This is a genomic window from Hyphomicrobium facile (assembly GCF_900116175.1).
GTDB lineage: Bacteria > Pseudomonadota > Alphaproteobacteria > Rhizobiales > Hyphomicrobiaceae > Hyphomicrobium_B > Hyphomicrobium_B facile.
In genome coordinates this window covers 417792-440812 of record NZ_FPCH01000003.1, presented here as the reverse complement: position 1 = coordinate 440812, position 23021 = coordinate 417792, and the positions used below count along the sequence as shown (strand labels likewise).

Genomic DNA, 23021 nt, shown 5'->3' with positions numbered 1-23021 from the left:
GAGCAAGTCCCACGCAAGCCAAAGCGCCCTTTATGGGATTTCGCCTAAATTGGCATTTGGGATACCCTCGTGACCATTCTGCTCGGCCTGATTATCACACTGGTCTGCATGCTCGGCGGCTTCACCGCCATGGGTGGCCACGTCTGGGTTATCTGGCAGCCCTGGGAATACGTCATCATTTGCGGCTCGGCCCTGGGCACCTTCGTCGTCGCCAATCCGATGAAGACGATCAAGGACACCGGGACAGCGACGATCGAGGCGGTCAAAAGCGGTACGCCGACGAAGGCCGAGAACATCGAGCTTCTTGCGCTGCTATTTTTCATGATGCGCGAGCTTCGCGATAAATCCCGCGCCGAAATGGAAATGATCATCGACGCGCCTCAGGACGCCGAAGTCTTCAAGAGGTCGCCGACCGTTACCGCGAACGAAGAACTGACAACCTTCATCTGCGACTATTTCCGCCTCATCATCATGGGGAATGCCCGAACCCACGAGATCGAATCCTTGATGGACGAGGAAATCGAGACCGTGCGGCATGATAAGCTCAAGGCCTATCATGCGCTCGTCGCGGTGGGTGACGGTCTACCGGCTCTCGGCATCATCGCTGCGGTTCTTGGCGTCGTGAAAGCCATGGGCGCGATCGACCAGTCTCCGGAAATCCTCGGTCACCTCATCGCCTCCGCTCTCGTCGGAACGTTCGCGGGTATCTTCTTTTCCTACGCGGTCGTCGGCCCCCTCGCGACGAAGGTGAAGGTCATCCGTGAAAAGAATTTGCGATCTTATGTAATCGTCAAGCAATCGCTGTTGGCGTTCATGAACGGCGCCATGCCCCAGGTTGCTATCGAGCACGGCCGTAAAGCGATTTCGGCTTACGAACGGCCGACGATCAACGAGGTCGAAGCAGCGACCATGGGCGGCGGGCTGGATCGCCGCCCTCAAGAAAGAAAGGCAGCCTGATGTTCCGGCAAGCGCTTTGCGTCTTCTCCGGGCCATCTGCAAACGCGGCGATGACATCGCGGGGCAGCCGATATGTCGAATAGCGCTCTGAGCGAAGCCACGGCCAAGAAGCGGATGGAAACGGAAAGATCGCTCGAGCGCGCGCTTTCGACCGGTCAAAACAGCCCCGATCGCCTGCCGGGGCTGCAGATGATTTTTGGTCAGCTGCCGCGCGTGATGACCGAGGAGATCGGCAACCTATCGCTTTTGCCGCTGAAAGTGCGCCTTCTCGATCTCTCGGCCTCGACCATTGGCGATATCTGCGCGCTGCCGCAGGGCGCGTTCGCCGGTGTGGTGCGAGCCGAAAGATGGAGAAGCTGGCTCTATTTTCTCGCCGATCCGGCCGCGACGACACTTTTCGTAGAGGCAGCAACAGGCTGCGAGGGCTTTCCGCCAGGTGGTCTGCCAGCGAGGAAGCCAACCCGAACCGATGCGAACGTCCTGCGTGTTCTGTTCCGGCGCGTTGCGCGCGCCCTGACGAGCGCTTTCTCGATTCTCGTCGATGTCGGCTTCGACATCGGAGCCGTTGTCGAGAAGATCGAGCTCGAACCGCAGCTGACGGCTTCGTCGCCCGTCATCGCCGCGCGGCTGTCTTTGGATTACGGCGGCCACATCGGCGTCATAACGATCGTCATCCCACAAGCGGCGCTTGATCCCATCCGCCATGTGCTTGCGGGCGCAGCGCCGAGCGAGTCGCTGAACGTCGCGGCGCACCGCTCTCGCGACGACCCCGCGTGGTCGAAGCAGCTTTCCGAGGAAATCGCCCGATCCTTCATCGAACTCAATGGCGTTCTCGAGGAACGCCCCATTTCCCTCGGTGAAGTGCAACGTTTTGCCGTCGGCTCGGTCGTCGAGCTGCAGTTGTCGTCGATGTCGCGCGTTCGGCTCGATGCCGATGAAAGCCCGGTGTTCTGGTGCGAATTGGGCAAGCGCGACAACGCGCTGATACTGCGTGTTGACGACGAATTCGATCAGCAAAGGGAAACCGTGGATGAATACTACGGGCTTTAGCGCGCCCTGCCACAAGGCTGCGGCATGTTTCGAATGTCAGAATTTGAGTCGGAATACCTTAGGACGAGGAAATGGCCGGAATGACGCCGAGTAATGCAGTAGAAGCGGAAGTCGCTTCCGAAGCGACAGAAGCCGGCTTCGATCAAGCGCTCGCTGGAATGGGCGATTTCAGCGAAGCGATGGCCGCGGGCTTGGCGGCGGAAAGTTCGCACAACGCCGCCCATGTCGACGCGCACGCCGATGCGACGGACTTCGGCGGCAACAGTGCTTTGATCATGGGCCTGCCGGTGATGATGAAAGTCGTCCTCGGTTCGACCAAGATGCCGGTCGCGAGCCTGGCGAAGTTGACGAAAGGCTCGGTGGTCAAGCTCGATAAGATGGTCGGCGATCCGGTCGACATTCTCGTCAATGGCCGGCTGATAGCGCGCGGCGAGGTCGTCGTTCTGAACGAAGGAACCTCGCGCTTCGGTGTCGTGCTGACCCAGGTTGGCGCCTTACCCACCGCCGGGAAATAGTGACGTACATGCAGTCCATGCGCGACTCGTTGTCAGATTCCGGAAGAACGCTGACGGGACCCGAGAAAGTCGGAGTGCTTCTCCTTGCGCTCGGCAAGCAACGCGCAAGCGGGCTCCTCAAAAAATTCAATCCCGAAGAACTGAACATTCTCGTTCGCTCCGCCGAGGTCATGCCGACGATTTCAGCGGCGGAACTCGAAGAGATCGTCCAGGAATTCGAAAGCCAGTTCGGTCAAGGTACGCCGTTTCTCGGTCGCGCCGAAGATGTCAAACGTCTGGTGACGGACGTCATTTCCGAAAACAAATCGACGGGCGACCCCAATGATCAGTTCATTGCACGCCAGGACATTTGGAGCCAGCTCGCCGGACTTCCCGACGATGTGCTGCAGGCGCATTTCCATCAACAGTCGCCGCAAGTTGCCGCGTATTATCTCGACCGCCTCGGTAGCGAGCGGGCATCCGTGGTTCTGAAGGGCTTTCCGGTCGCTGAACGCAACGATCTTCTCTACCGCATACTCGGCCTCGGTCAGGTAGCGCCGCAGATCGTCGAAGCTCTCGAAAGCGGATTGAACGAAGAACTGTTCGACAATGATCGGCGCTCTTCCGATAAGCATTTGTCTCTCGCGGGCATCCTGAACAATCTGGACCGCGAGGATTCGACCCAGGCCCTGCAGTACCTTGCCAGCATCAAACCGAAGGACGCCGAAGCGATCCGCAAGATGCTCTTCAAGTTCGAGGACTTGTTGAGGCTGCCGGCGCGTTCGCTGACTGTGCTGATGGATGGCATTCCGGTGGAGCGCACGGTTCTTGCGCTTCAAGGCGCCGATGCGGAATTGCAGAACAAAGTTCTTTCCGCGCTGTCGCCGCGGGCTCGCCGTATGGCGGAAGCCGAATTGCAAAGCCCCGCCAACGTTCCCGCGCGCGACATTGCTGATGCGCGGCGAGCGATGGTCGATTCGGTTCTGCGGCTTTCGGCCGAAGGCGCAATCGACATATCGAGCACGTCCTTGGAAACCGCCTAGTCGGCAGGACGCTGGAGCTCGATCGTGGCCGAAGGGCAGGATAAAGATAGCCGCACAGAAGAAGCGACAGACAAGCGAATGTCTGACGCTCGCGGAGAGGGCAACATCCCGATCTCGCGGGAGGCAACCAATTTCTCGTATCTTCTCGCAGCGCTTCTGGTCATCTCAGTCCTCGGCCAAGTTTTTCTGACCCACTTCGCTGAGCTTCTGATGGGGCTGCTTGCGAACGCCGGCTCCATTCGCCTGGAGAGCGCCGGTGATCTCGGCATGGTCTTCGACGTGGTGGGAAGAAGCGCCGCGCTTATGACGGCTCCCATCATACTCTGCTTTTCCGCAGCTGGCATATTGGCATCGGTGCTCCAGACGCCGCCTATGCTGATCTTCAAGCGGGTGACGCCGGAGCTTTCCCGGTTATCTCCGGCGAAGGGCTGGAAGCGCATCTTCAGTGCGAACGGATCGTTTGAGTTTCTCAAGCTCACGCTGAGATTGATCATGGTCGCAGCAACGTCGGGCGCGATCCTGATGCTGCTGTGGAACGAGTTCGCCAATTCGATCTGGAGCGATCCAGCAGCGATTCTCAGACTGTCGCAGAAGAGCGTCACCCTTTTGCTCACATCGCTGGCGGTCCTTTCGTTTTGCCTTCTGATTTTCGATCTGCCGGTCACGCATGTGCTTTGGCGCCGCCAGCTCCGAATGAAGCCGCAGGAAGTCAAAGACGAACGAAAGCAGTCGGAAGGCGATCCGCTCATCAAGGCGCGGCGGCGTTCCATCGCCCGATCCCGCGCGCGTCAGCGTATGCTTCACGCGGTGCCGCGTGCAACTTTGGTCATCGCCAACCCGACGCACTTTGCCGTGGCGCTCCGCTACGTCCGTTCCGAAGGCGGCGCACCGCGTGTCGTCGCCAAGGGGCAGGATCTCATAGCGCTCACGATTCGCAGAATTGCCGAAGAAAATGACATTCCAGTCATAGAAGACAAGGCCCTCGCAAGGTCCCTCTATGCAAAAGTGAGCGTGGATCAAATGATCCCTGTCGAATTCTACAAGGCGGTCGCCGCGATTCTCCTTCGCCTTCAGGCGGGGCGAAACCGGTCCGGTCCTGTACGTGCTTAAAGGGAAAAGGCGTTGATGATTCCATTTCGCATCGATCATTCGGAAGTTCGGGAAAAGATTCTCGGCGAGAGCATCCGTTGCGTCGCATCCGACTTGCGCTTGATCGACCTTCCCGACCTCGTCAGCTATTTGAAAACCGGTCAGATCGCGAGCATTGGCTCGCTTGTGCAGTCCTCGATCGAGCTGTCGTTCAAGCCGGAAACGTTGACCTTCGGCCACGCGGGCGACGTCTACCTGGAGTGGGGATCGCTGCCCCGCGTATTACTCGACATGGAATTTCATCATCAGTCCGTCCACGTTTATTTCAGGCTGATTCTCGAGGCCGAGGAAGCGGGCGTCGAAATCACCTACATCTCGTTCGAAGGCGAATCCGTCAGCCCGGGCCGCAACACGACGAGGTTGCACGAGGCGCTCGGAGAAGCACGCCTCAATTGAGGACGTCTAAGGCGCCGCGCGAGAAGATGCGGCCGCTGAGTTAACTGTTCAGGCCGACGCAAGGGAGCGGGTGCACATAGGAAAGCAGGGCCACCCAAGGATCGCTTTTCATGCAGCCCATGCAACTTTTCAATCTGGCGTTTCGCCAAAATGAGTGGCTCGCGCAGCGCCAGTCGGTGATTTCGTCGAACATCGCGAACGCCAATACGCCCGGTTACAAAGCGAAAGACGTCGAAAGTTTCGAAGACGTGATGAGCAAATCCGTTCGGATGACGGTGACCGACGGTCAGCACATGGCCCCGGCCGATATCGGGAATTTGCGCCAGCAGGAAAGCGGTTTCGGTGAGGCCGAGGTTCTCGTTTCCGGCAACGACGTCAATCTCGAACAGGAATTCCTCAAGTCCAGCGAAGTCGTGCGCAGTTACACGATGAACACGCAGATCATGAAGACGTTCGATCGGATGCTGCAATCCGTTACGAAAGGCTAATCCATGAGTGATCCGCTTATCGCCGCCAGCAGGGCGGCAGCGAACGGTCTTTTCGCTCAGTCGACCCGCATGCGGGTCCTGTCGGAAAACATCGCCAACGCCGAAACGACCGGAAAGACCGCCGGGTCCGACCCCTATCAGCGCAAGACGATCAGTTTCCAGTCAATCACCGACGATATGGACGGCATCGATATGGTGCAGGTCGACAATGTCGACCGGGATAACGCGCCGTTTCGCACGGAATACATGCCCGGGCATCCGGCCGCCGACGGCAAAGGCTTCGTCAAGTTGCCCAACGTCGACATGCTCGTCGAGCTGGCCGACATGCGCGAAGCGTCGCGCTCGTATACCGCCAACACGCAAGTCATCAAGCAGGTCCGCGAGATTGTCTCGATGACCCTCGATCTATTGAGGCCGAATTCATGAGCCTGAGCATCGCAATGCTATCGCCCGATATCGACCGCATCGGAGGCGCTGCGGCGTCGAAGGGCATCGGCGGGGCGCCGAACGTTTCTTCAGGAGCCGCGCCGCAAACCGATTTTGCACAAACCTTGGCGAGCATGGCGGCCGACGCCATCGGAACGGTGAAGGCAGGCGAAACGACCGCCATCGCCGGCATGCAAGGTAAGGCGCCGCTGCAGCAGGTCGTTCAAGCTGTCATGCAGGCCGATCAGGCGCTTCGCACCGTTGTCGCCGTCCGCGACAAGGTCGTGGGCGCCTACCAAGAAATCAGCCGTATGCAAATTTGAGGTCGTAATTCATGAGAGCGCTTTCAATCGCTGCGACCGGCATGTCGGCACAGCAGACCAACGTCGAAGTGATCGCCAACAACGTTGCGAACATCAATACGACCGGCTTCAAGCGCTCGCGCGCCGAATTCGCTGATCTGCTGTATCAAACGGACCGCGCAGCGGGAACGGCCGCGCGCGATGACGACACCATCATTCCTGAAGGCAATACGATCGGCCTCGGCGTTCGTACCGTCGCCATCCGCAATCTTTCCATGCAGGGTGCGCTGGCATCGACGAGCAACAAGCTGGATCTCGCCTTGAACGGGCGCGGCTACTTCCAGGTCCAGGGCGAGAACAACGAGATCCTGTACACGCGCGCTGGTGCTTTCAATAAGAATGGGTCGGGGCAGCTCGTCACCCTCGAGGGCAACCTCGTCATCCCGAATATCACCATCCCGAACACCGCGACGGACGTAGTGGTCAACGCGGCGGGCCAGGTTTATGCGGTCATCGGCGCAACCGGAACGCAGCAGCTTCTCGGGCAATTGTCTCTCGCGAATTTTGCAAACGAGACGGGCCTCGCGCCACTCGGCGGCAACCTCCTCCAGGAAACGCTGGCATCCGGAAGCCCCGTGATCGGAAGCCCCGGCGACGAAGGCTTTGCGACGATCCAACAAGGCTATCTCGAAAGCTCCAACGTCGACCCCGTAAAGGAAATCACCGAGCTGATTTCCGCACAGCGTGCCTATGAAATGAATTCCAAGGTCATTTCCGCCGCCGACGACATGTACAACGTCATCACCAAGGATATTCGCTGATGATACGGGTGCGCAGCATGCGGAACACGCGCGGCTTCGCGGCAGCGACGCTGCTGGCGATTTTCGCCGCCTCTGCTGTTGCGCACGCGACGGAAGGCGGCCGCACGGTTTTCGTTCCGCGCGCCGTCATTTATCCGGGCGACGTCATCACGACGGAAACACTCGTAGAGCGCAAACTGCTGGTCAACCCAAACAACCCGCCGGTTTTTGGCGAACGTTCGGAAGAGCTGCTGGGCAAGGTCGCTCGCCGCACGTTGCTGCCGGGAGAGCTGATCCCGGGTACGGCCGTCAAAACGCAGGAACTCATAAAGCAGGGCAAAACCTACAAGCTCACCTATGAGTCCCCGTTCGTATCGATCGTTGGTGTCGGCGTGCCGCTGCAGTCCGGATCCGCCGGCGAAATCATAAACGTTCGGAATCCAGACACTGGGCTCATCATCAAGGCGCGCATCAAGGCCGATCAAACACTCACGGTGGACGATCAATGAGATTGGCCGCGGCACTATTCTTTTTTTTTCTCAGCCTGGCGCACGTTGCCGAGGCCGGCACGCGCATCAAGGACATAACCGACCTCAAAGGCGTTCGGGTTAACCAGATCGTCGGCTACGGCCTTGTCGTCGGTCTGAACGGAACGGGCGACACGTTGCGAAATTCGCCGTTTACGCAGCAGTCGGTTCAGGCAATGCTGGATCGCATGGGCATCAACATTCGCGGATCGCAGAACGAGCCGCGGACGCGAAACGTTGCCGCCGTCATGGTCACGGCGGAACTCCCGCCGTTTGCTTCCAAAGGCTCGCGTTTCGACGTAACCGTTTCATCGATTGGCGACGCCAAGTCGTTGGCCGGCGGCTCGCTCGTGTTGACGCCGCTCGCCGGCGCCGACCAGAAGATCTACGCGGCAGCCCAAGGCCAGGTCACGATTTCAGGATACCTCGCGAAGGGAGCGGCCGAGTCCATAACGTCGGGAATTCCGACACGCGGCAGAATTCCGAACGGTGCCATCGTCGAGCAGGACGCTCCGGGCGCCTTCAGCGAGGACATGCCGCTCGAATTCGAACTCCGCAATCCCGATTTCACCACCGCCGTCCGCATCATGGACGTCATCAACGAATTCGCAAAAGACCGCTACGGCATGCCGATAGCACGCGCGAAAGATCAGCAATCGGTAATGATTCGTAAGCCGCCGCGTATGCTGTCTTCGCGGCTGCTCGCGGAAATAGGCGAGCTTGAGGTCGACCCGGATCAGTCCGCACGCGTCGTCATAGACGAGCGTACGGGCACGATCGTGATCGGGAGCGAAGTGCGCATTTCGACCGTTGCAGTTGCTCATGGCAACATCACGGTCCGTGTTACGGAAACGCCCAAGGTCTCTCAACCGGCACCATTCTCCAGGGGAGGAGAGACGGTCGTCGTTCCCGATACAGAGGTCGATGTGCACGAAGCAGGCGGAGCCGTGCAGATCACGCGCGGAGCCAATCTGCGAGAACTCGTCGCTGCCCTCAACAGAATGGGCCTGAAGCCCCTTGGAATTATCGCAATCCTGCAGGCCATGAAAACGGCCGGTGCGCTGCAAGCCGAGCTGGTGGTTCAATGAGATTGTTCGCTCGCCTGATCTCGGCCTCGCTCGCTCTGATGTTGTTTGCGCCGGTCGCCGGCGCCGAAGACGCAAAGTCGGACGACAAGGAAATGGAAGTTCTGCAGATGCCGGCGCCGACCGCCCCCGAGTTGAGTCCGGCTCAGCAGTACTGTTCAAACGTTCTGGACGAAGCGACCGCCGCACAAATCGCGCAGCAGACCCGTAACCTGGAAAAGGCGCAGAAGCAGCTCGATGATCGGATCGGTCTGCTCTCTGAAAAGGCGGAAGTTCTAAAGAGCTGGATCAAGATGCGCGAGGATTTCACCGTGCGCGCGACCGAGTCTCTGGTCCAAATTTATAGCAAGATGAAGCCCGACGCCGCAGCCGCACAACTAGCGGTAATGGACGAGATGGTCGCCGCTGCCGTCGTCTCGAAGCTCACCCCGAAAGTGTCGAGTCTCATCATGACCGAGATGGAAGCTGCCAAGGCGGCGCGACTGTCGGCCGTCATTGCGGGAGCTGGAGAAATTGCGGTTCATCCGGAGCGCAAGCCCAATGTCCAGTAAAATACGTTGGGCAGCGCCGGCAGTCGCATTGCTCACTTTGCTGCTGACGGCCTGCGCCGATCAATTGCGCGAAATCGGCCGCGAACCGACGTTGTCGCCGGTCGGAAGTGGCTTGGCGCCGGATCGCACCGCGCATGTCGATCTTCCCGTTACGCCGGTCGCTTACCACTCGGGGAATTCAACGTGGCAGGATTCCGGAGCCGATCTCTTTCGTGACGCGCGCGCCTTGCACGTTGGAGACGTCGTTACGGTAAAAATTCAAATCAACGACAAGGCCTCGCTGGATAACAACCTGAACCGGTCGCGCGATGCGAGCGTCGGGCTCAAGTCTTCCGCCGACTTCGATTTCGGCTTCGGCGGCACCGGGCCGTCCGGCTCCGGTAAGCTCGATGGCAGTCTCGATCGAACGACGTCCACGGGTTCGAAAGGCGCGATCGCAAGATCTGAAAGCATCAATTTGCTTGTCGGCGCCGTCGTCAGCCAGGTGCTTCCAAACGGAAACCTTGTCGTGAGCGGGTCGCAGGAAGTGCGCGTCAATTATGAACTTCGCGTCTTGAACGTCCAGGGTGTGGTTCGTCCGCGCGATATCGCGACCGACAATACGATCTCCTACGAGAAGATTGCCGAGGCCCGCATTTCCTACGGCGGCCGGGGGACTGTGATGGAAATCCAGAAGCCACCGTATGGCCAGCAGATTCTCGACATCGTGTCTCCGTTCTAGGCAAGGATCGGAGGGCGCAGGCACATGGCGGAAGAAAAAGGCGATCCAGGTGGCGCCGCGGACTTGGTGAAGTCGGCTATTGCCGCGGCTATCATCGGCGCCGTCGGTGGTGGAGCATTCGGCTATTTCGCGTTGCCGGACGCCGCAAGCGCGCTGGCTCCGCCGCCCGCCGAAACAATAGAAGAGAAGACGCCCGCGGCCGGCCGGTTTCCGAAGGACGCGCTGGCGGTCGAAATTTCTTCCATCATCGCCGATCTCGAAACTGCACCGAAAATGCGGGTCCGACTCGATGTCTCGATCATCGTCGCGTATGGAACGCCGGAAACCACGACACTGAAAAATGAAGTGAAGGAGGATGTGATCGCCTATCTGAAGGGGCTCACTATCTCCGACTTTCAGGGCGTAAGAGGATTCCAAAACCTGCGCGAGCAACTCGACGACCGTGCGAGAGTACGCGGCCGCGGCGCGATCCTTGGTCTTTTGATCGGCGGCTTGGTGCTCGAATGACAGTACGCAGAATTCTCGCCGCAACGGCCGTTTTGGCTCTGTATTCCGATGCAGCGCTGGCCCAGACGATTGACCTCCAGACGTTGTTTCCAGCAGGAGATGCAAGCGTCTCGGGCCGTATCGTTCAGCTTCTGGTGGTGATGACCGTTTTATCGGTCGCCCCCGGTCTGCTGATGATGGTGACGTCGTTCGCGCGATTTGTGATCGCGTTTTCGTTTTTGCGGGCAGGCCTCGGCCTCCAGACGACGCCGAACAACCTGATCATCATAAGCTTGGCGTTATTCATGACGCTGTTCGTTATGGCGCCGACGTTCCAGCAGGCTTGGGACAATGGCGTCAAACCGATGGTCGAGAACAAAATCAGTCAGCAGGAGGGATATATCCGCACCACCGCTCCCTTCCGTGCATTTATGCAAGCCAACGTTCGCGACAAAGATCTTGCTCTTTTTCAGGAAATGTCTTCAGAACGTTTCGGCGAGCAAAACAAAGCCGAATCAGACGACTTACGCGTCCTGATCCCGGCTTTCATGATTTCCGAAATTCGGAGAGGCTTCGAAATCGGTTTTCTCGTAGCCCTTCCGTTTCTCGTCATCGATCTTGTCGTTGCAACGATTATGACAGCGATGGGCATGATGATGATGCCACCCACAGTGGTGTCGCTGCCGTTGAAGGTTCTGTTTTTTGTGCTTGTCGACGGGTGGACTCTACTCGTCGGTGCACTCGTTAAATCGTTCGTCTAGGACGGTGAACGCTGTGAAGTTAATCGCCTGAGCCGGTGATTAACGTTTGGTCGCCAAAAAGTAACTATTGGGAAACAAGTCTCAGTTATTTCAAGTTTGATGACAGAGTGGTCGCCGACATCCGCGCCACAGGCATGATGCCGATCTGTCAAGCCGGAAGACCCGGCATGTCCCCAGTGTGCGTGCGCTTTTTTAGTGCCGAGTAGAAGGACAAGGGACATGGGCATGAGCAGTATCAATACCAATCTTTCCGCAATGACCGCACTTCAGTCGTTGCAGCAGACCTCTAAAGACCTCCTGACGACGCAGAATCGCATCTCGACCGGCTTGAAAGTTGCTAGCGCTTCGGACAACGCCGCTTACTGGTCGATCGCGACGACGATGAAATCTGACAACGACGCGCTCTCGACGGTTCAAGACGCGCTCGGCCTGGGCAAGGGCACAGTCGACGTTGCATACAACGCGCTGAACCAGTCCATCACGCTCGTCGGCCAGATCAAGGAAAAGCTGACGGCAGCCGCTGCTCCGGGCGTTGATCGCGCCAAGGTTCAGTCGGAAATCACGCAGCTCCAGGAGCAGCTCAAGGGCATCGCTGCTTCGGCGAACTTCTCCGGCCAGAACTGGGTTTCGGTTGACTCGTCGGTCACCGGCTACAGCTCGACGAAGTCGATCGTTGCCTCGTTTGCTCGTACAACGACGGGCGCCGTTTCGATCGGCACGATCTCGGTTGATACGTCGAAGTCGGTTCTCTTCGACGCCTCGACCGCTACAACCGGTACCTCCGGCGGCATCCTCGACTCGCAGCGCGGTACGACGGGCGCCATCGTGACGACTGGCGGTACGTCGGTCATGAAGATCGACATCAGCAAGCTCACGGACAGCTCGACCGACCAGCAGACGCTGGTCGCGTACATCTCTGGCGTCGATACCGCGTTCCAGGAAATGACCACGGCAGCTACGAACCTCGGCGCAGCCCAGAAGCGTATCGACCTTCAGACGAGCTTCATCTCGTCCTTGCGGGATTCGATCACCACGGGCGTCTCCCAGTTGGTCGATGCCGACATGAACCAAGAGTCGACAAGATTGCAGGCACTTCAGGTTAAGCAGCAGCTGGGTGTACAGGCACTCAGCATTGCGAACCAGTCGAGCCAGAACATCCTCTCGCTCTTCCGCTAATGACTGAAGCTCGGCGCCTACCAGCGCCGAGCCCTTCACAAAGCTCAGTCTAGCCTAACTGACGCATCAGACGGGCCGCATCCCCGAGGCAACGCTCCGCAAACGCGGAATGCCTCGCGGGGGCGGCCCGTCACCTTTGCACAAGGTTCCCTCTCTACCGTCGGCATCTCACTTTGCCGGTAAGGTTGAAGATGGATTGGCGTCAATTCGAAAATCTGTATCAGAGCTTGAAAGGCCTGGGCCGCCAGCGCCTTATGGCCCTCGGAGCCGCCGGCGCGTTCGTATTCGCACTGATAACGATCGGCAGCTTTTTTGCCTCCCGCTCGAGCTACGACACCCTGTACGTCGGCCTGACGCCGTCGGACATAAGCCGCATGGGCTCGGTGCTGAGCGAGGCGGGGATCGCCTTTGAAACCAGCATCGACGGCACCAAGCTGAGCGTTCCCGTTGGTGAGACAGCGCAAGCGCGCGCACTTCTCGCCGAAAAGGGTCTGCCGGGAAGTCAGACCGCCGGATATGAGCTGTTCGACAAACTTGGCGCATTGGGTCTCACCTCGTTCATGCAAGAGGTCACCCGCGTCCGCGCTCTCGAAGGAGAGCTTTCGCGCACCATTCAGTACCTGAAGGGCATCCGCGCCGCTCGCGTGCACATCTTCCTTCCCGATCAGAACGCGTTGCGCGTCAAGAAGCAGCCGCCGTCTGCATCCGTCGTGATTAGAACCGACATTTCTGGCGATGCCGCTGCCGCCCCCGCGATCAAGCACCTTGTGGCTTCCGCGATTCCCGAGATGACGCCGGACCAGGTGCAGGTGATCGGCACCGACGGAACGATTCTCGGAGGCGGCCGCGGTGTAGCGGGCGATGCGCCCGTCCAGATGCTCGACCTGGAACGCACCGTCGCCCAACAAGTACAGGACAGCGTCCGCCGCACGCTGGCGCCCTATTTGGGTCTCGATAATTTCGAGGTCAGCGCGATCGCACGCCTGAACATGGACAAGCATCAAACGACCGAAACGAACTTCGATCCGGAAAGCAAGGTCGAGCGTTCGACTAGGTTCGTCAAAGAGGCGCAGAGCTCGCAGGACTCTTCCGGAAAGACGAACGTCAGCGTTGAGCAGAATATTCCCGGCGAGACGCCTCCGGCCAAAGACCAGACTAAGAAGGCCCAGGATCGCAAGGAAGAAACGACGAACTACGAAATCAGCTCGAAGTCCGCTTCCACCTCGAGCGAGGGATATAAGGTCGATAATCTCTCGGTCGCGGTGGTCATCAATAAGAAGCGCCTCGCCGACGTCATCGGCAAGGACGCGAAGGCGGAAGACTTCGACAAGCAGGTCGCCGAAATCGAAAAGCTGGCGCTTTCGGCCGCCGGCATCGATAAGAAGCGCGGCGATCTTATCAGCGTCGCAGCAGTCGACTTCGCTCCGTCGCCATTCGACGAAGCATCGTCCGCCTCTGGGTGGGCGCCGTTGCTGTTGGGTCTTGCGGGAACGGGAATAAAATCGCTGACGATACTTCTCGTCGCCGCCATTGTGGTGATGGCTGGCTTCAGACCCGTCATGCGTACGCTGCTGTCGAACGGAGTAGCCGTCGAGGGACCGGGCAACGTCGCGGCACTTGGGTCTCCGCTCGCGTCGATCAGCGGATCGGGGGCTGCTCCCATAGATATGCCTGAGATGGCATCGCCGTTGTTGGAGCCGGGGGCCAATCCATTCGAGGCCGAAGGCGGAATGGGCATGGGGATGGGAATGGGAATGGGGTCCGGCTTTGGAACCGGCCTATCGTTCGGCCGGTCGCTCACGCTGGGGCCGGTCGAAAAGCTCGGAGCCATCATCGATAGTGACGAGGAGCAGGCGACAGCCATCCTGAAGCACTGGGTCAAGAACGGATGACGGCGAGACTTCACAGTTCGGCGTTTTCGCTCCTGTCTGACTTCGATCGCGAGAATGGCGAAGCCAAACTTGATTTTGAAGCCGAAATAAAGTTGGCGTTCGAGGATGGGTATCGGCGAGGTCACGCCGATGGAAGAACGGAAGCAGACGCCGATGCGGAGCTTCGCCTGACGGAGGCAACGAACCTTCATTCCGAACAGCTCGCCGAGGAAAAGCAGAACTGGCAGCGCGACTGCGCCGACGTCCTGGCCCAGCGTTTGGAAAACGTCACGAAACTTATCGAGTTGAGCATCGAGGAGCGTGTAGCGGCGCTGTTGCGCCCGTGGCTCATGGATCGATTGCGTGAACGCGCCTTGCAGGAACTGGAGAACGCGATTTCACGTGCACTTGTCGAAGGCGCGAAAGTTCATGTCGAGGCGCCGGCCGAAATTGTCGAACGCCTTCGTGAGCGATTGCCGACGGAAGGCTTTCAAATCGGATACTCCGAAAGTCCGAACAGCGATATTCGCGCTCACATTGAGGACACCAAGATCGAACTCAATGTTTCTGCGTGGATTGCGGCGCTTGAGGCGATAGCACCATGAGCAACGGCCAGGAAGACGTTTCATCCCAACCGCTCGTCATCATTCGGCGGCGGCGCAACACCGACGAGCCGCACCACGGCGGAGTTTGGAAAATCGCCTACGCGGATTTCATGACCGCGATGATGGCCTTCTTCCTGGTGATGTGGCTGATCAATGCGGCGGACAAAAAGACGATCGTCCAGGTGGCCGCATATTTCAATCCGATGCGGCTGACGGACCGCTACGCTGCGCCGAAGGGCCTTGAGGACTTGACGGAAACGGCGACGAAGCCAACCGAAGAGCGAGGCAAAAAGGGCTTCGAAAAGCAGGTCATCAACAGCCAGCAGAAGCAGGAAGCAGAGCAAGAGAGCAAAGAACGTACCGGCGACGCGATGGACGAAGCGGCGCAGAAATCGAGCGCGGCCGCCGGTGGAAAAAGCACCGAAGCTCAAAAGGAACAGGCGCTTTTCGATAATCCGGGCGATCTTCTCGAGAAGCTTGCGGACGAGGCACGCGCCAATTCCCCGACGACGGCCTCGAGCCCGGCGGATGGCAACATCAGCGATCCGTTCGACCGCACCAATCGGCGAGCCGGCAAATCTCAGGACACGTTGAAGCCAGCGCAGCAGCCGGCGACCGCAGCTCCCCCACCCAGTGGGGCGAAGGCCGTTACAGCCAACAATTCAAAACCGCCGTCTCAAGAGACCGCCAAGCAGACGCCGCCGGTTCCGCAGGCGGCGAACCAACTCGACAAGCCGAAGCAACAGGACGTCGTAGCGAAGCAGACGCCTGCTGCATTGGATCAGACGAAGACCGAAGAGAAGCAAGAAGAGAAGAAGGAAGAAAAGAAGCACGATAAGGATAAGGACGAACAGGCGAAAAAGCTCGAAGACCAAATCACGAGCGCGATTTCGAACATCTCGAAAGACCTGCCGCAGGTCGAGGTAAAGGCAACTCCAGAAGGAGTGCTCATCAGCCTGACGGACGACGCGCATTTCGGCATGTTCGAAGTGGGCTCGGCCAAGCCGCGCCCCGAGCTCGTGCTCGTGATGGATAAGATCGGAAATGTTCTTCAAGCCCAGCCGGGAACGATAGTCGTCCGCGGTCACACCGATAGTCGCGCCTACAAGAGCGGAAACTACGATAACTGGCGGCTCTCTGCGGCGCGCGCGCAAATGGCCTATTACATGCTTGTCCGAGGCGGCGTTCCCGAAACGCGCGTTACCGCCATCGAAGGGCGTGCCGACCGCGACCCGAAAATTCCGTCCGATACGTTGGCGGCGCCAAACCGCAGGATCGACATCCTCGTCAAAGAGGATCAGAAATGAAGCGCCTTGCGCTGATTTCTGCTGCTTTGTTCGTTGCGCTGGCCGGCGCCGCGGCCGGCGCGGCGTTTTACTTCCAGCCGGCATTCATATTCGGCGAGCCGAAATCGGATGCGCCACTCGCTCATGCCGTCCCCTCGTATGACGCAAAGGCTGCGAGCGAGATGCAGGCGAGGGAGGCCACGCTTCGCCTCGTCGAGCAATTGGGCGCAATCCAGGACAAAATTATACATGGCGACCGTGAAGCGCTTGCCGACCAGGCGCGACTGTTGAGGGAGATCGCCAGTGAAGTCCGCCACTTCGGTCCGGAAGATTGGAAAGACTACATCAACGTGCGGACGAGCTTGCTCTATGTATTGAGCGGCGGCGATGCGCATGTTCTCACGCCCCTGATCGACAGCAACACGCTTGGAACGGCCGATCAGAAATTGGCGGCAGGAATCGTGAGTTTTGCCCAAGGCCAGCCGAGGGCCGCTCGGAAGTTATTCATGGAGATCGATCCGAGGTCCCTCGACGTCAGCTTAGTAGGACCATTCGCGCTGGCTCGCGCCTCGCTCTATCTCGACGACAACCACGCGAAAGCAATTGAGCTGCTTGATGATGCCCGGCTTGCTTGCCCGCATACCGCAATCGACGAAGCCGCAACGCGAAGGCAAATCCCGATTCTCATTGGCATGGGAGAGCGGAACCGTGCGCTCATGCTGACGACGAGCTACGTCCGCGAGTTCGGGAAGTCTATTTATGCATGGAAGCTCTTTCGCGAATTCGCGGAAGCAACGGCAAAGCGCAGCGATATGGATGATCCAACGATCGTCGATAAGTTGGCCGATTCCTTCGATGATCGGAACATGCAGGTTGCGTCGGAACTCTTTATCGATGTCGCCGGCGAAGCGCTTCTGCAAGGCAGGTTGAAGCTGGCTCGGGCCGCGGCCGACAGAATTCTGAAGATCGAAAGCGCAGCACCCGAAACATTGGATAAAGCCCGCCTCTATCGGGCAGCGGCAGAAGCGCCTTCAGCAGATGCGGGAGATGCTTTGAGGGCACTGAATCAGATCACGGCAGATCGGCTTTCCGACGAGGATACGGAAATTCGCGAAGTGGCGGGCTTTATCGCAAAGAGCGTAGTTGGCGACGAAATTGCCGCTGGTCGCGATGGCATCAAAGTGCGGGCGGCTGGAACGACCGCCGAAAATCCGGTTCTGCCGAAAGCTGCCGCGGCCATCGGCGAGGCGGATGCCCTCTTGAAAGAAGCCGATCAGATCATTGCACGGAGTGAAAAATGACAGCCCCGGTCAGAGGCGCCGCGCCAAACACTGTCGATCAACTTCTGCAATCCGTTCGCATGCGTGTCGGTTCGCATCGAGACGCAGCCAAGCAGTCTCGGGACGGCGACGACAAGTCTGAAGACGCGACGAAGGATACCACTAAGGCCAAAGCGCCTTCGGCCGACAACTCCGTTAGACGCAGCGATAACATATCGACGCGAAAGCAGGGCAATTCCAAAACGGACGATGGTGATCCGTCGTTCGAGGAAACGTTCGACAGCATTGGTCAGCAGGAACCGAAAGCCAACGCAAGTGCCGAGCGAAGTGATAATGGGCCGTCGATTACGATTGCGGCTCTCGTGAACGGCAATGGCCCTGTTGAGCAGGCGCCGGATAGCGTCGAGACGCCTGTCGACAATATGCAGCGCGCGGCGCGGCCTGGAAATCTGCTGCTGCAGGATAGCATCGCCGCATTGCTCGACGCGAAATCGCGTCTGGTTCCGAGTGACGACAATACGAATCTCGCCCAGGCCACCGTGCCGAATGCGATGCCGCCGGAGCATAGCGATGAGATCGGCGATGCAACGACCGCGGTCGTCAACAGCCAAGAGACGCATTGGAATTTCGCCGAGACAACGGTCGCAGCCGCGGCTTCGCAGGTCTCCAGGCTGACACCCGAGGAGCGCATCGCGCCGCATCCACTCGCGTCCGCCCCCTTCTCGTTGCCTCGTCCGCCGACGGTGGAGCAAAGGAATGCCGACCCGTCAGCCAAGACATCGAATGAGTCGCTGCATCAGCTCCAGCCGCAAGCCGTCTCGGCAGCCGCGACGGACACGCCGGACAATTCCTTCCTCGCCGATAAGGATCAGACCGGCGCACGCTTTCAGCAGCAGGCGACCGGCGACGTGATGAACAGCAAGGTCGCGAAAGCGGATGCATCCGATTCCAACGAACGGATCTTTTCGATCGAGTCCAAACCCGCGCAGCAGGGACAACCGAGCGTAAGCGCGCAAATTCGCAACGGTGTCATCGATGCACTCGCCGGAAAAGCCGGGGCATTGGCCCCGAACACCACCGCAATGGACCTTCAGGATCGCGCTCCGGCACCGACACCGGTATTGCGTTCGCTCGATCTGACGCTTTCTCCGCCAGACCTCGGCTCCGTGAGATTGCGTCTCAGCCTCAAGTCGAATTCGCTCGCGATCGAAGCTGAAGCTTCAAAGGCAGCGACAGCAAAAATTCTCAACGATGATCGCACATCGCTAGAGCGAGGATTGAAAGACGCGGGCTACGACGTCTCCAGTTTGAAGATCACCGAAACATCTTCGAGCAACTCGGCAAGCTCCAACGGGCAAACGAGCGGATCGCCGTTCCGCGACGGTGACCAGGCGCGCTCCAACTTCGCGGGACGACAAGATGGGGATGCGCAACGGCGCGATGGCTCAACGTCGGATCAAGCGCAGCGTCGTCAGAAGGATAACTCGCAGCAGACATCTGCCGGCGACTTACCGAATAGCCGGCAAGGCAACGCAGTCTATATCTAGGTATCGTTTAGATGACGCAGCAGGAACTGACAGGCACAGGGCTGCATGGCCCCTTCTCGCTCGCGGCCGACGCCATCGATGAAGAGCTCGTCGAAAATTGTCCTGGCGCCTACGCGCTCGGCTTTATCGATTACCTTGGCCGCTTTTCGATTACGTATGTCGGCAGCGCCGGCGAAAATTTGAAATCGAAACTGAAAGCGCACATCGGCACGGCATCGCAGTTCAAATTCCGCCACTTCGCGGAAGAGCGGCTAGCCTTTGAAAAAGAGTGCGAAATGTTTCATCAATTTCTGCCCCGCGGAAACTTCTTACATCCTAGCCGGCCGCACGGTACCGATTGGTCATGTCCGAGGTGTCGACGTTAGTCGACGGCTTCGCGATGAGATCGAGAACGTCTGCGAGGGCTTGATAATAGCCCGAATGCCAATAAGCGCATTCCGCTGTGTCGAGATCGAGATGCAATTGGTGTTGCAGTTTCTCTGCCCAGTCACCGCCGAGGCGAGAGCCGATGCCCGCCATACGAGCTTGCAACGCACCGAGATCCGCACCCACGTCTTTCATATTCGTTCCTCACCGCACTTCGCCGGCCATTCCACTGATTGTGAAAATACACGGCATTGATGGGAACATCGCCAACAAAGCTATTTGCATTTTAGCAAATTTCGCGCGTTTCTAGCTGCGAGATTTGCGTAGCCCGGCGACATATCTGTCAATGAGATCGTTCGCGATCATCATACGTTGCGTCGCAAGTGCCCTGAGTTCAGCCGGAACCCGGTCGGGATGATTGCGCAAGGCAAATTCTCGTCGAAGACTTGCGACGTCGGCCTCCGGGACACCTGAGCCGAGACCCAGCTCGAGTAATATTTTGTTAGGATCTAACGAAGCTTCGGGCTCAATGTCACTGCCGCTGTCGTCGCCGTAATGTTTGGGGCGCGGTTGACTTATGCGAGAAGCGGTTCCGCCCCGCGCAGCAGCGAAGTCCCACGCGGCCTCGAGGCCGCTCATCGAAAATCGGCGCGACGAACTCGGCGCGCTGAGCACCTCATCCTCTCGACGGACCAGATCGTCGATGAGAATGTCGAAGTTTGATGGAAGCGGCGCCCGCGATCGCATTGCTTAGCCGGGTAAAAAGGAAGGCACAAAGATAGGCCTACCTTATATTTGACTCGGCTTGCGGAGCGCTGACAGGTTTGCGATGAAACTAGGTCCGGCGCGCAGATTTCTGAAGTTTGACGGCTTTGCCGAAATAATCTCTGCCGAGATTTTCGAAATCCAATCGCTCGTCCACGTCGCTGACAGGAGCAGCGAATTCAACGCCGATATGCTTTTCCCGTAACCACGACACGGTGCCGGCAATGACCGTTCCGTCGAATAGCGTCAGCGTTACCGTCTCATCGACATTCGGCACAACACCGTCGAGCACGGCGATCTTCGCTCCCGTCTCCGAAAGATCAGTCAGATCACAGATCAAATGCGAATTGCGAAAGCGCATGGCGACGTGCTGACGCGAAGAATGCCTCTCGCTAGTCCGGCGCTCATCTGACGACAGAACTTCTTCTGCGATAACTCCAGGAGCGGTCATGCTGCGGAAGAGCTTTCGAATTTTCGTCTGCCTCATATTACGCACCTGAACAAGACCCGCTCTGCTCTCTGCAATTAAAACGTATTCCCCGCCGCTTTTCCGATTCCTCGTATTCGGCTCTTCGCCGTGCGGTGGAATATCTATTCAACCGCAATAAGCTTACGGAGCTGAGAGAAAAACTCATAAAATTATATGCATTTTGAATTGGGTAGGGAGCGCGCCTCGACGTCGAATGCTCATCTCGCATGTATCTGCACCGAGTGTAACCTCCGTGTGATTTGGCGTGTCTTTTGCGCCCCATGCAATAATGAAATAGTTGTTAATAATGAGCGTGAATCACTGTATTTCCTTTTATGCCAATGATTTGCGGGGCTTGGGGGGCAACATGTTCGTAGTGCTTGACGACCGTTCGACGGTCGCGGGAGGGTATGTTGCGTGTTTCGAACGCGAGGGGATTGCAGCTACAGCTGTAGAGCCATCCGAGTTCTTCGAGTGGTTTGAACTCATCAACGATCAGGATGTCGCCGTTATCGAGGGATTTTTGCTCGGCACGGTTTCAAGTCGCCGGCAGATTTCGGCGCGTGTTCGGTCACGTTGCAGGGCGCCGCTTATCGGCTTGATCGAAGCGAGGGCGCTTAGCGAAACGCTCGAGCTCTTCTCGCTGGGTTTCGATGATGTGCTCGCGAAGCCATTTCACGTCCGGGAGATATTGGCCCGTAGCGGTGCAATTCGCCGTCGAATGCAAATTACCGATGAGTGCGTGGATGTCGGCGGCATACGGATATTCTTTGATGGCCGCGATCCCATTGTGAATGGCGAGGTCCTTCCATTGCCGCGGCGAGAACGCCGGATTTTGGAATGCCTGGTCCTAAGCCGCAATACGCGGATCACCAAAACGCAGATATTCAACCGTGTATATGGAATCTTTAATGATGAGATTCACGAGAACGTAATTGAAAGTCACATCAGCCGGCTTCGCAAAAGGCTGAAGCAGAAGCTCGGATATGACCCGATCGATTCTCAGCGTTTCCTCGGTTACCGTCTGAAAGACTTCGCCCTCGAAGACGCTTCGCACCCGGTTCAAGGGTCGGCAGCAACCAGTCTCACGCAAGGCACAGATGCTTTGCTTGCTCCGAGCATCATGCGCGACGAGGAGAATGTCGATGGGTCTCTACGGAGTAATGACTACCAGCGTCTCGGGGATGTCTGTCCAGTCTGACCGAATGGGTACGGTTGCGGACAACATCGCGAACGTCAACACGACTGGCTATAAAACGGCATCGACAGAGTTCGCGACGCTCATCGCGCAGGGTAGCGTCGCGGCATACGTTCCGGGCTCCGTTTCGACGATCGCGCGTCGCGCCATCTCGGCGCAGGGTGACTTCACATATACCAAATCACCGACGGACCTTGCGATCAGTGGAGATGGCTTCTTCATGGTCCAGAGTTCGGCGGGCACGCCATTTCTCACGCGCGCCGGCAGTTTCATTCCTGATGCCAACGGCGACCTTATCAACGCCGCAGGTTTCAAGTTGCTGGGCTACAACCTTTTGGACGGTAGCTCGAGTTCGGTTATCAATAGCGCAGCAGGGCTTCAGGTCGTCAGCACCGCCGGCCTGGGCATGAAGGCGACACCTTCGACATCCGGAAAGTTTGACGTCAACCTTCCGGCCGACGCCGCCATCACGGCCGCAGGTAACCTCCCCTCCGCAAACGCGGCTACCGCACAATTCGCCGGCAAAACGTCAATCGTGACGTACGACAACCTCGGGCATCAGGTCACGCTCGACGTCTATTCGGCGAAAACCGCAAATAATACGTGGGAATTCAGCGTTTATAACGCAAGTGGCGCATCGGCATCCGGCGGCTTTCCCTATGCTACAGGTTCGCAGCTGACGACGACGGCTTTGACGTTCGACCCCTCGACAGGACAGCTTACGTCGCCGACTTCGGGCGTGCTCAGCGTCAACATTCCGAACGGAGCCACGCTGACGCTTGACATAAGCAAGACCACCCAGCTTGCGGCTGCCTATACGCCGCAAAATGCAAGCGCGAACGGCAGTCCTCCAACCGCTGTCGACCGTCTTGAAATCAGCCCCGACGGCACCGTCACGGCCGTCTACGCCGATGGATCGCGCGTTGACGCGTTCAGTATCCCGCTCGCAAAGGTCGCAAGTCCCGACAACCTGACGGCAATCTCCGGCAACGTTTTCGCGACGAATAAGAGCTCGGGCGATCTACAGCTCGGTTTGGCCAACTCGGGCGGGTTTGGCTCGGTCGTTTCCGGGGCGTTGGAAAATTCGACAGTCGATCTTGCGTCCGAGTTGACCACCATGGTCCAGGCGCAACGCAACTACACCGCAAATTCGAAAGTGTTCCAGACGGGTACCGAACTATTGGACGTGCTCGTGAATCTCGTCCGCTGACGTGAAGTGAAA

General features: G+C 58.4%; 27 protein-coding genes. 24 read left to right on the top strand and 3 right to left on the bottom strand.

The features are described 5' to 3' along the window. Positions 1 to 69: 69 nt before the first annotated feature. The 22 genes from motA to fliK all read left to right on the top strand — a co-directional run bounded on the left by motA (position 70) and on the right by fliK (position 19001). Complete coding sequence (motA, locus tag BM399_RS15170) at positions 70 to 957, top strand: flagellar motor stator protein MotA (protein WP_092868599.1); 888 nt, start codon at positions 70 to 72, stop codon at positions 955 to 957. Between the two features lie 72 nt (positions 958 to 1029). After that, positions 1030 to 2007 (top strand): FliM/FliN family flagellar motor switch protein, encoded by a 978-nt coding sequence (locus BM399_RS15165; RefSeq protein WP_092868598.1) that lies wholly within the window; start codon positions 1030 to 1032, stop codon positions 2005 to 2007. An 80-nt stretch (positions 2008 to 2087) separates the two neighbouring features. Then, entirely contained in the window at positions 2088 to 2522 is a 435-nt protein-coding gene (gene fliN / locus BM399_RS21395; protein ID WP_244531282.1) for a flagellar motor switch protein FliN, read from the top strand. 8 nt (positions 2523 to 2530) lie between these two features. Then, complete coding sequence (locus BM399_RS15155; protein WP_092868597.1) at positions 2531 to 3544, top strand: FliG C-terminal domain-containing protein; 1014 nt, start codon at positions 2531 to 2533, stop codon at positions 3542 to 3544. A gap of 24 nt (positions 3545 to 3568) precedes the next feature. Beyond that, positions 3569 to 4654: an EscU/YscU/HrcU family type III secretion system export apparatus switch protein gene (locus BM399_RS15150; RefSeq protein ID WP_092868596.1), complete on the top strand. Its 1086-nt coding sequence runs from the start codon at positions 3569 to 3571 to the stop codon at positions 4652 to 4654. Between the two features lie 15 nt (positions 4655 to 4669). Next, a complete protein-coding gene (locus BM399_RS15145) occupies positions 4670 to 5089 on the top strand; it encodes a hypothetical protein (RefSeq protein WP_177228183.1) in 420 nt (139 codons plus the stop codon). A gap of 110 nt (positions 5090 to 5199) precedes the next feature. Beyond that, complete coding sequence (gene flgB / locus BM399_RS15140; RefSeq protein ID WP_092868594.1) at positions 5200 to 5577, top strand: flagellar basal body rod protein FlgB; 378 nt, start codon at positions 5200 to 5202, stop codon at positions 5575 to 5577. Positions 5578 to 5580: 3 nt separating this feature from the next. Next, positions 5581 to 6003 (top strand): flagellar basal body rod protein FlgC, encoded by a 423-nt coding sequence (gene flgC / locus BM399_RS15135; RefSeq protein WP_092868593.1) that lies wholly within the window; start codon positions 5581 to 5583, stop codon positions 6001 to 6003. Continuing rightward, positions 6000 to 6326, top strand: a complete 327-nt coding sequence (fliE, locus tag BM399_RS15130; RefSeq protein ID WP_092868592.1) for a flagellar hook-basal body complex protein FliE — start codon at positions 6000 to 6002, stop codon at positions 6324 to 6326. The genes flgC and fliE overlap by 4 nt, the downstream gene beginning before the upstream one ends. Positions 6327 to 6337: 11 nt before the next feature. After that, positions 6338 to 7126 (top strand): flagellar basal-body rod protein FlgG, encoded by a 789-nt coding sequence (flgG, locus tag BM399_RS15125; protein WP_092868591.1) that lies wholly within the window; start codon positions 6338 to 6340, stop codon positions 7124 to 7126. Then, positions 7126 to 7614: a flagellar basal body P-ring formation chaperone FlgA gene (gene flgA / locus BM399_RS15120; RefSeq protein ID WP_244531281.1), complete on the top strand. Its 489-nt coding sequence runs from the start codon at positions 7126 to 7128 to the stop codon at positions 7612 to 7614. The genes flgG and flgA overlap by 1 nt, the downstream gene beginning before the upstream one ends. Then, on the top strand, positions 7611 to 8720 hold the full coding sequence (locus BM399_RS15115) for a flagellar basal body P-ring protein FlgI (protein ID WP_092868590.1): 1110 nt from the start codon (positions 7611 to 7613) through the stop codon (positions 8718 to 8720). Before flgA ends, BM399_RS15115 begins: the two co-directional genes overlap by 4 nt. Beyond that, the gene (locus BM399_RS15110) at positions 8717 to 9268 is read left to right on the top strand and encodes a MotE family protein (protein WP_092868589.1); all 552 of its coding nucleotides are present in this window, start codon (positions 8717 to 8719) and stop codon (positions 9266 to 9268) included. The genes BM399_RS15115 and BM399_RS15110 overlap by 4 nt, the downstream gene beginning before the upstream one ends. Then, positions 9258 to 9989 carry a flagellar basal body L-ring protein FlgH gene (gene flgH, locus BM399_RS15105; RefSeq protein WP_092868588.1) on the top strand — a complete coding sequence of 244 codons (732 nt, stop codon included), beginning with the start codon at positions 9258 to 9260 and terminating at the stop codon, positions 9987 to 9989. The genes BM399_RS15110 and flgH overlap by 11 nt, the downstream gene beginning before the upstream one ends. Before the next feature lie 24 nt (positions 9990 to 10013). Then, entirely contained in the window at positions 10014 to 10496 is a 483-nt protein-coding gene (locus BM399_RS15100) for a flagellar basal body-associated FliL family protein (protein ID WP_092868587.1), read from the top strand. Then, positions 10493 to 11236: a flagellar type III secretion system pore protein FliP gene (fliP, locus tag BM399_RS15095; protein WP_092868586.1), complete on the top strand. Its 744-nt coding sequence runs from the start codon at positions 10493 to 10495 to the stop codon at positions 11234 to 11236. Before BM399_RS15100 ends, fliP begins: the two co-directional genes overlap by 4 nt. Before the next feature lie 225 nt (positions 11237 to 11461). Further along, positions 11462 to 12412, top strand: a complete 951-nt coding sequence (locus BM399_RS15090; protein ID WP_483098402.1) for a flagellin N-terminal helical domain-containing protein — start codon at positions 11462 to 11464, stop codon at positions 12410 to 12412. 191 nt (positions 12413 to 12603) lie between these two features. Continuing rightward, on the top strand, positions 12604 to 14304 hold the full coding sequence (gene fliF / locus BM399_RS15085; protein WP_092868584.1) for a flagellar basal-body MS-ring/collar protein FliF: 1701 nt from the start codon (positions 12604 to 12606) through the stop codon (positions 14302 to 14304). Next, the gene (locus BM399_RS15080; RefSeq protein WP_092868583.1) at positions 14301 to 14888 is read left to right on the top strand and encodes a hypothetical protein; all 588 of its coding nucleotides are present in this window, start codon (positions 14301 to 14303) and stop codon (positions 14886 to 14888) included. The genes fliF and BM399_RS15080 overlap by 4 nt, the downstream gene beginning before the upstream one ends. Beyond that, positions 14885 to 16195, top strand: a complete 1311-nt coding sequence (locus BM399_RS15075) for a MotB family protein (RefSeq protein ID WP_092868582.1) — start codon at positions 14885 to 14887, stop codon at positions 16193 to 16195. The genes BM399_RS15080 and BM399_RS15075 overlap by 4 nt, the downstream gene beginning before the upstream one ends. After that, the gene (locus BM399_RS15070; protein ID WP_092868581.1) at positions 16192 to 17475 is read left to right on the top strand and encodes a hypothetical protein; all 1284 of its coding nucleotides are present in this window, start codon (positions 16192 to 16194) and stop codon (positions 17473 to 17475) included. The genes BM399_RS15075 and BM399_RS15070 overlap by 4 nt, the downstream gene beginning before the upstream one ends. Then, positions 17472 to 19001, top strand: coding sequence for a flagellar hook-length control protein FliK (gene fliK, locus BM399_RS15065; protein WP_092868580.1), 1530 nt, complete (start codon positions 17472 to 17474; stop codon positions 18999 to 19001). The genes BM399_RS15070 and fliK overlap by 4 nt, the downstream gene beginning before the upstream one ends. On the opposite strand, the gene BM399_RS21245 is transcribed toward fliK, so the two are convergent. The 3 genes from BM399_RS21245 to BM399_RS15045 form a co-directional block, all read right to left on the bottom strand. Next, positions 18998 to 19237 (bottom strand): hypothetical protein, encoded by a 240-nt coding sequence (locus BM399_RS21245; RefSeq protein WP_177228182.1) that lies wholly within the window; start codon positions 19235 to 19237, stop codon positions 18998 to 19000. The genes fliK and BM399_RS21245 overlap by 4 nt on opposite strands. Positions 19238 to 19316: 79 nt before the next feature. Continuing rightward, positions 19317 to 19562: a hypothetical protein gene (locus BM399_RS15055; protein WP_143117841.1), complete on the bottom strand. Its 246-nt coding sequence runs from the start codon at positions 19560 to 19562 to the stop codon at positions 19317 to 19319. A gap of 640 nt (positions 19563 to 20202) precedes the next feature. Further along, positions 20203 to 20619 carry a PilZ domain-containing protein gene (locus BM399_RS15045; RefSeq protein ID WP_092868576.1) on the bottom strand — a complete coding sequence of 139 codons (417 nt, stop codon included), beginning with the start codon at positions 20617 to 20619 and terminating at the stop codon, positions 20203 to 20205. Between the two features lie 349 nt (positions 20620 to 20968). Here BM399_RS15045 and BM399_RS15040 point away from each other — a divergent pair, with 349 nt between their 5' ends. Next, positions 20969 to 21802: a response regulator transcription factor gene (locus BM399_RS15040; RefSeq protein WP_092868575.1), complete on the top strand. Its 834-nt coding sequence runs from the start codon at positions 20969 to 20971 to the stop codon at positions 21800 to 21802. After that, a complete protein-coding gene (locus tag BM399_RS15035; RefSeq protein WP_092868574.1) occupies positions 21747 to 23009 on the top strand; it encodes a flagellar hook protein FlgE in 1263 nt (420 codons plus the stop codon). Before BM399_RS15040 ends, BM399_RS15035 begins: the two co-directional genes overlap by 56 nt. Positions 23010 to 23021 lie beyond the last annotated feature (12 nt).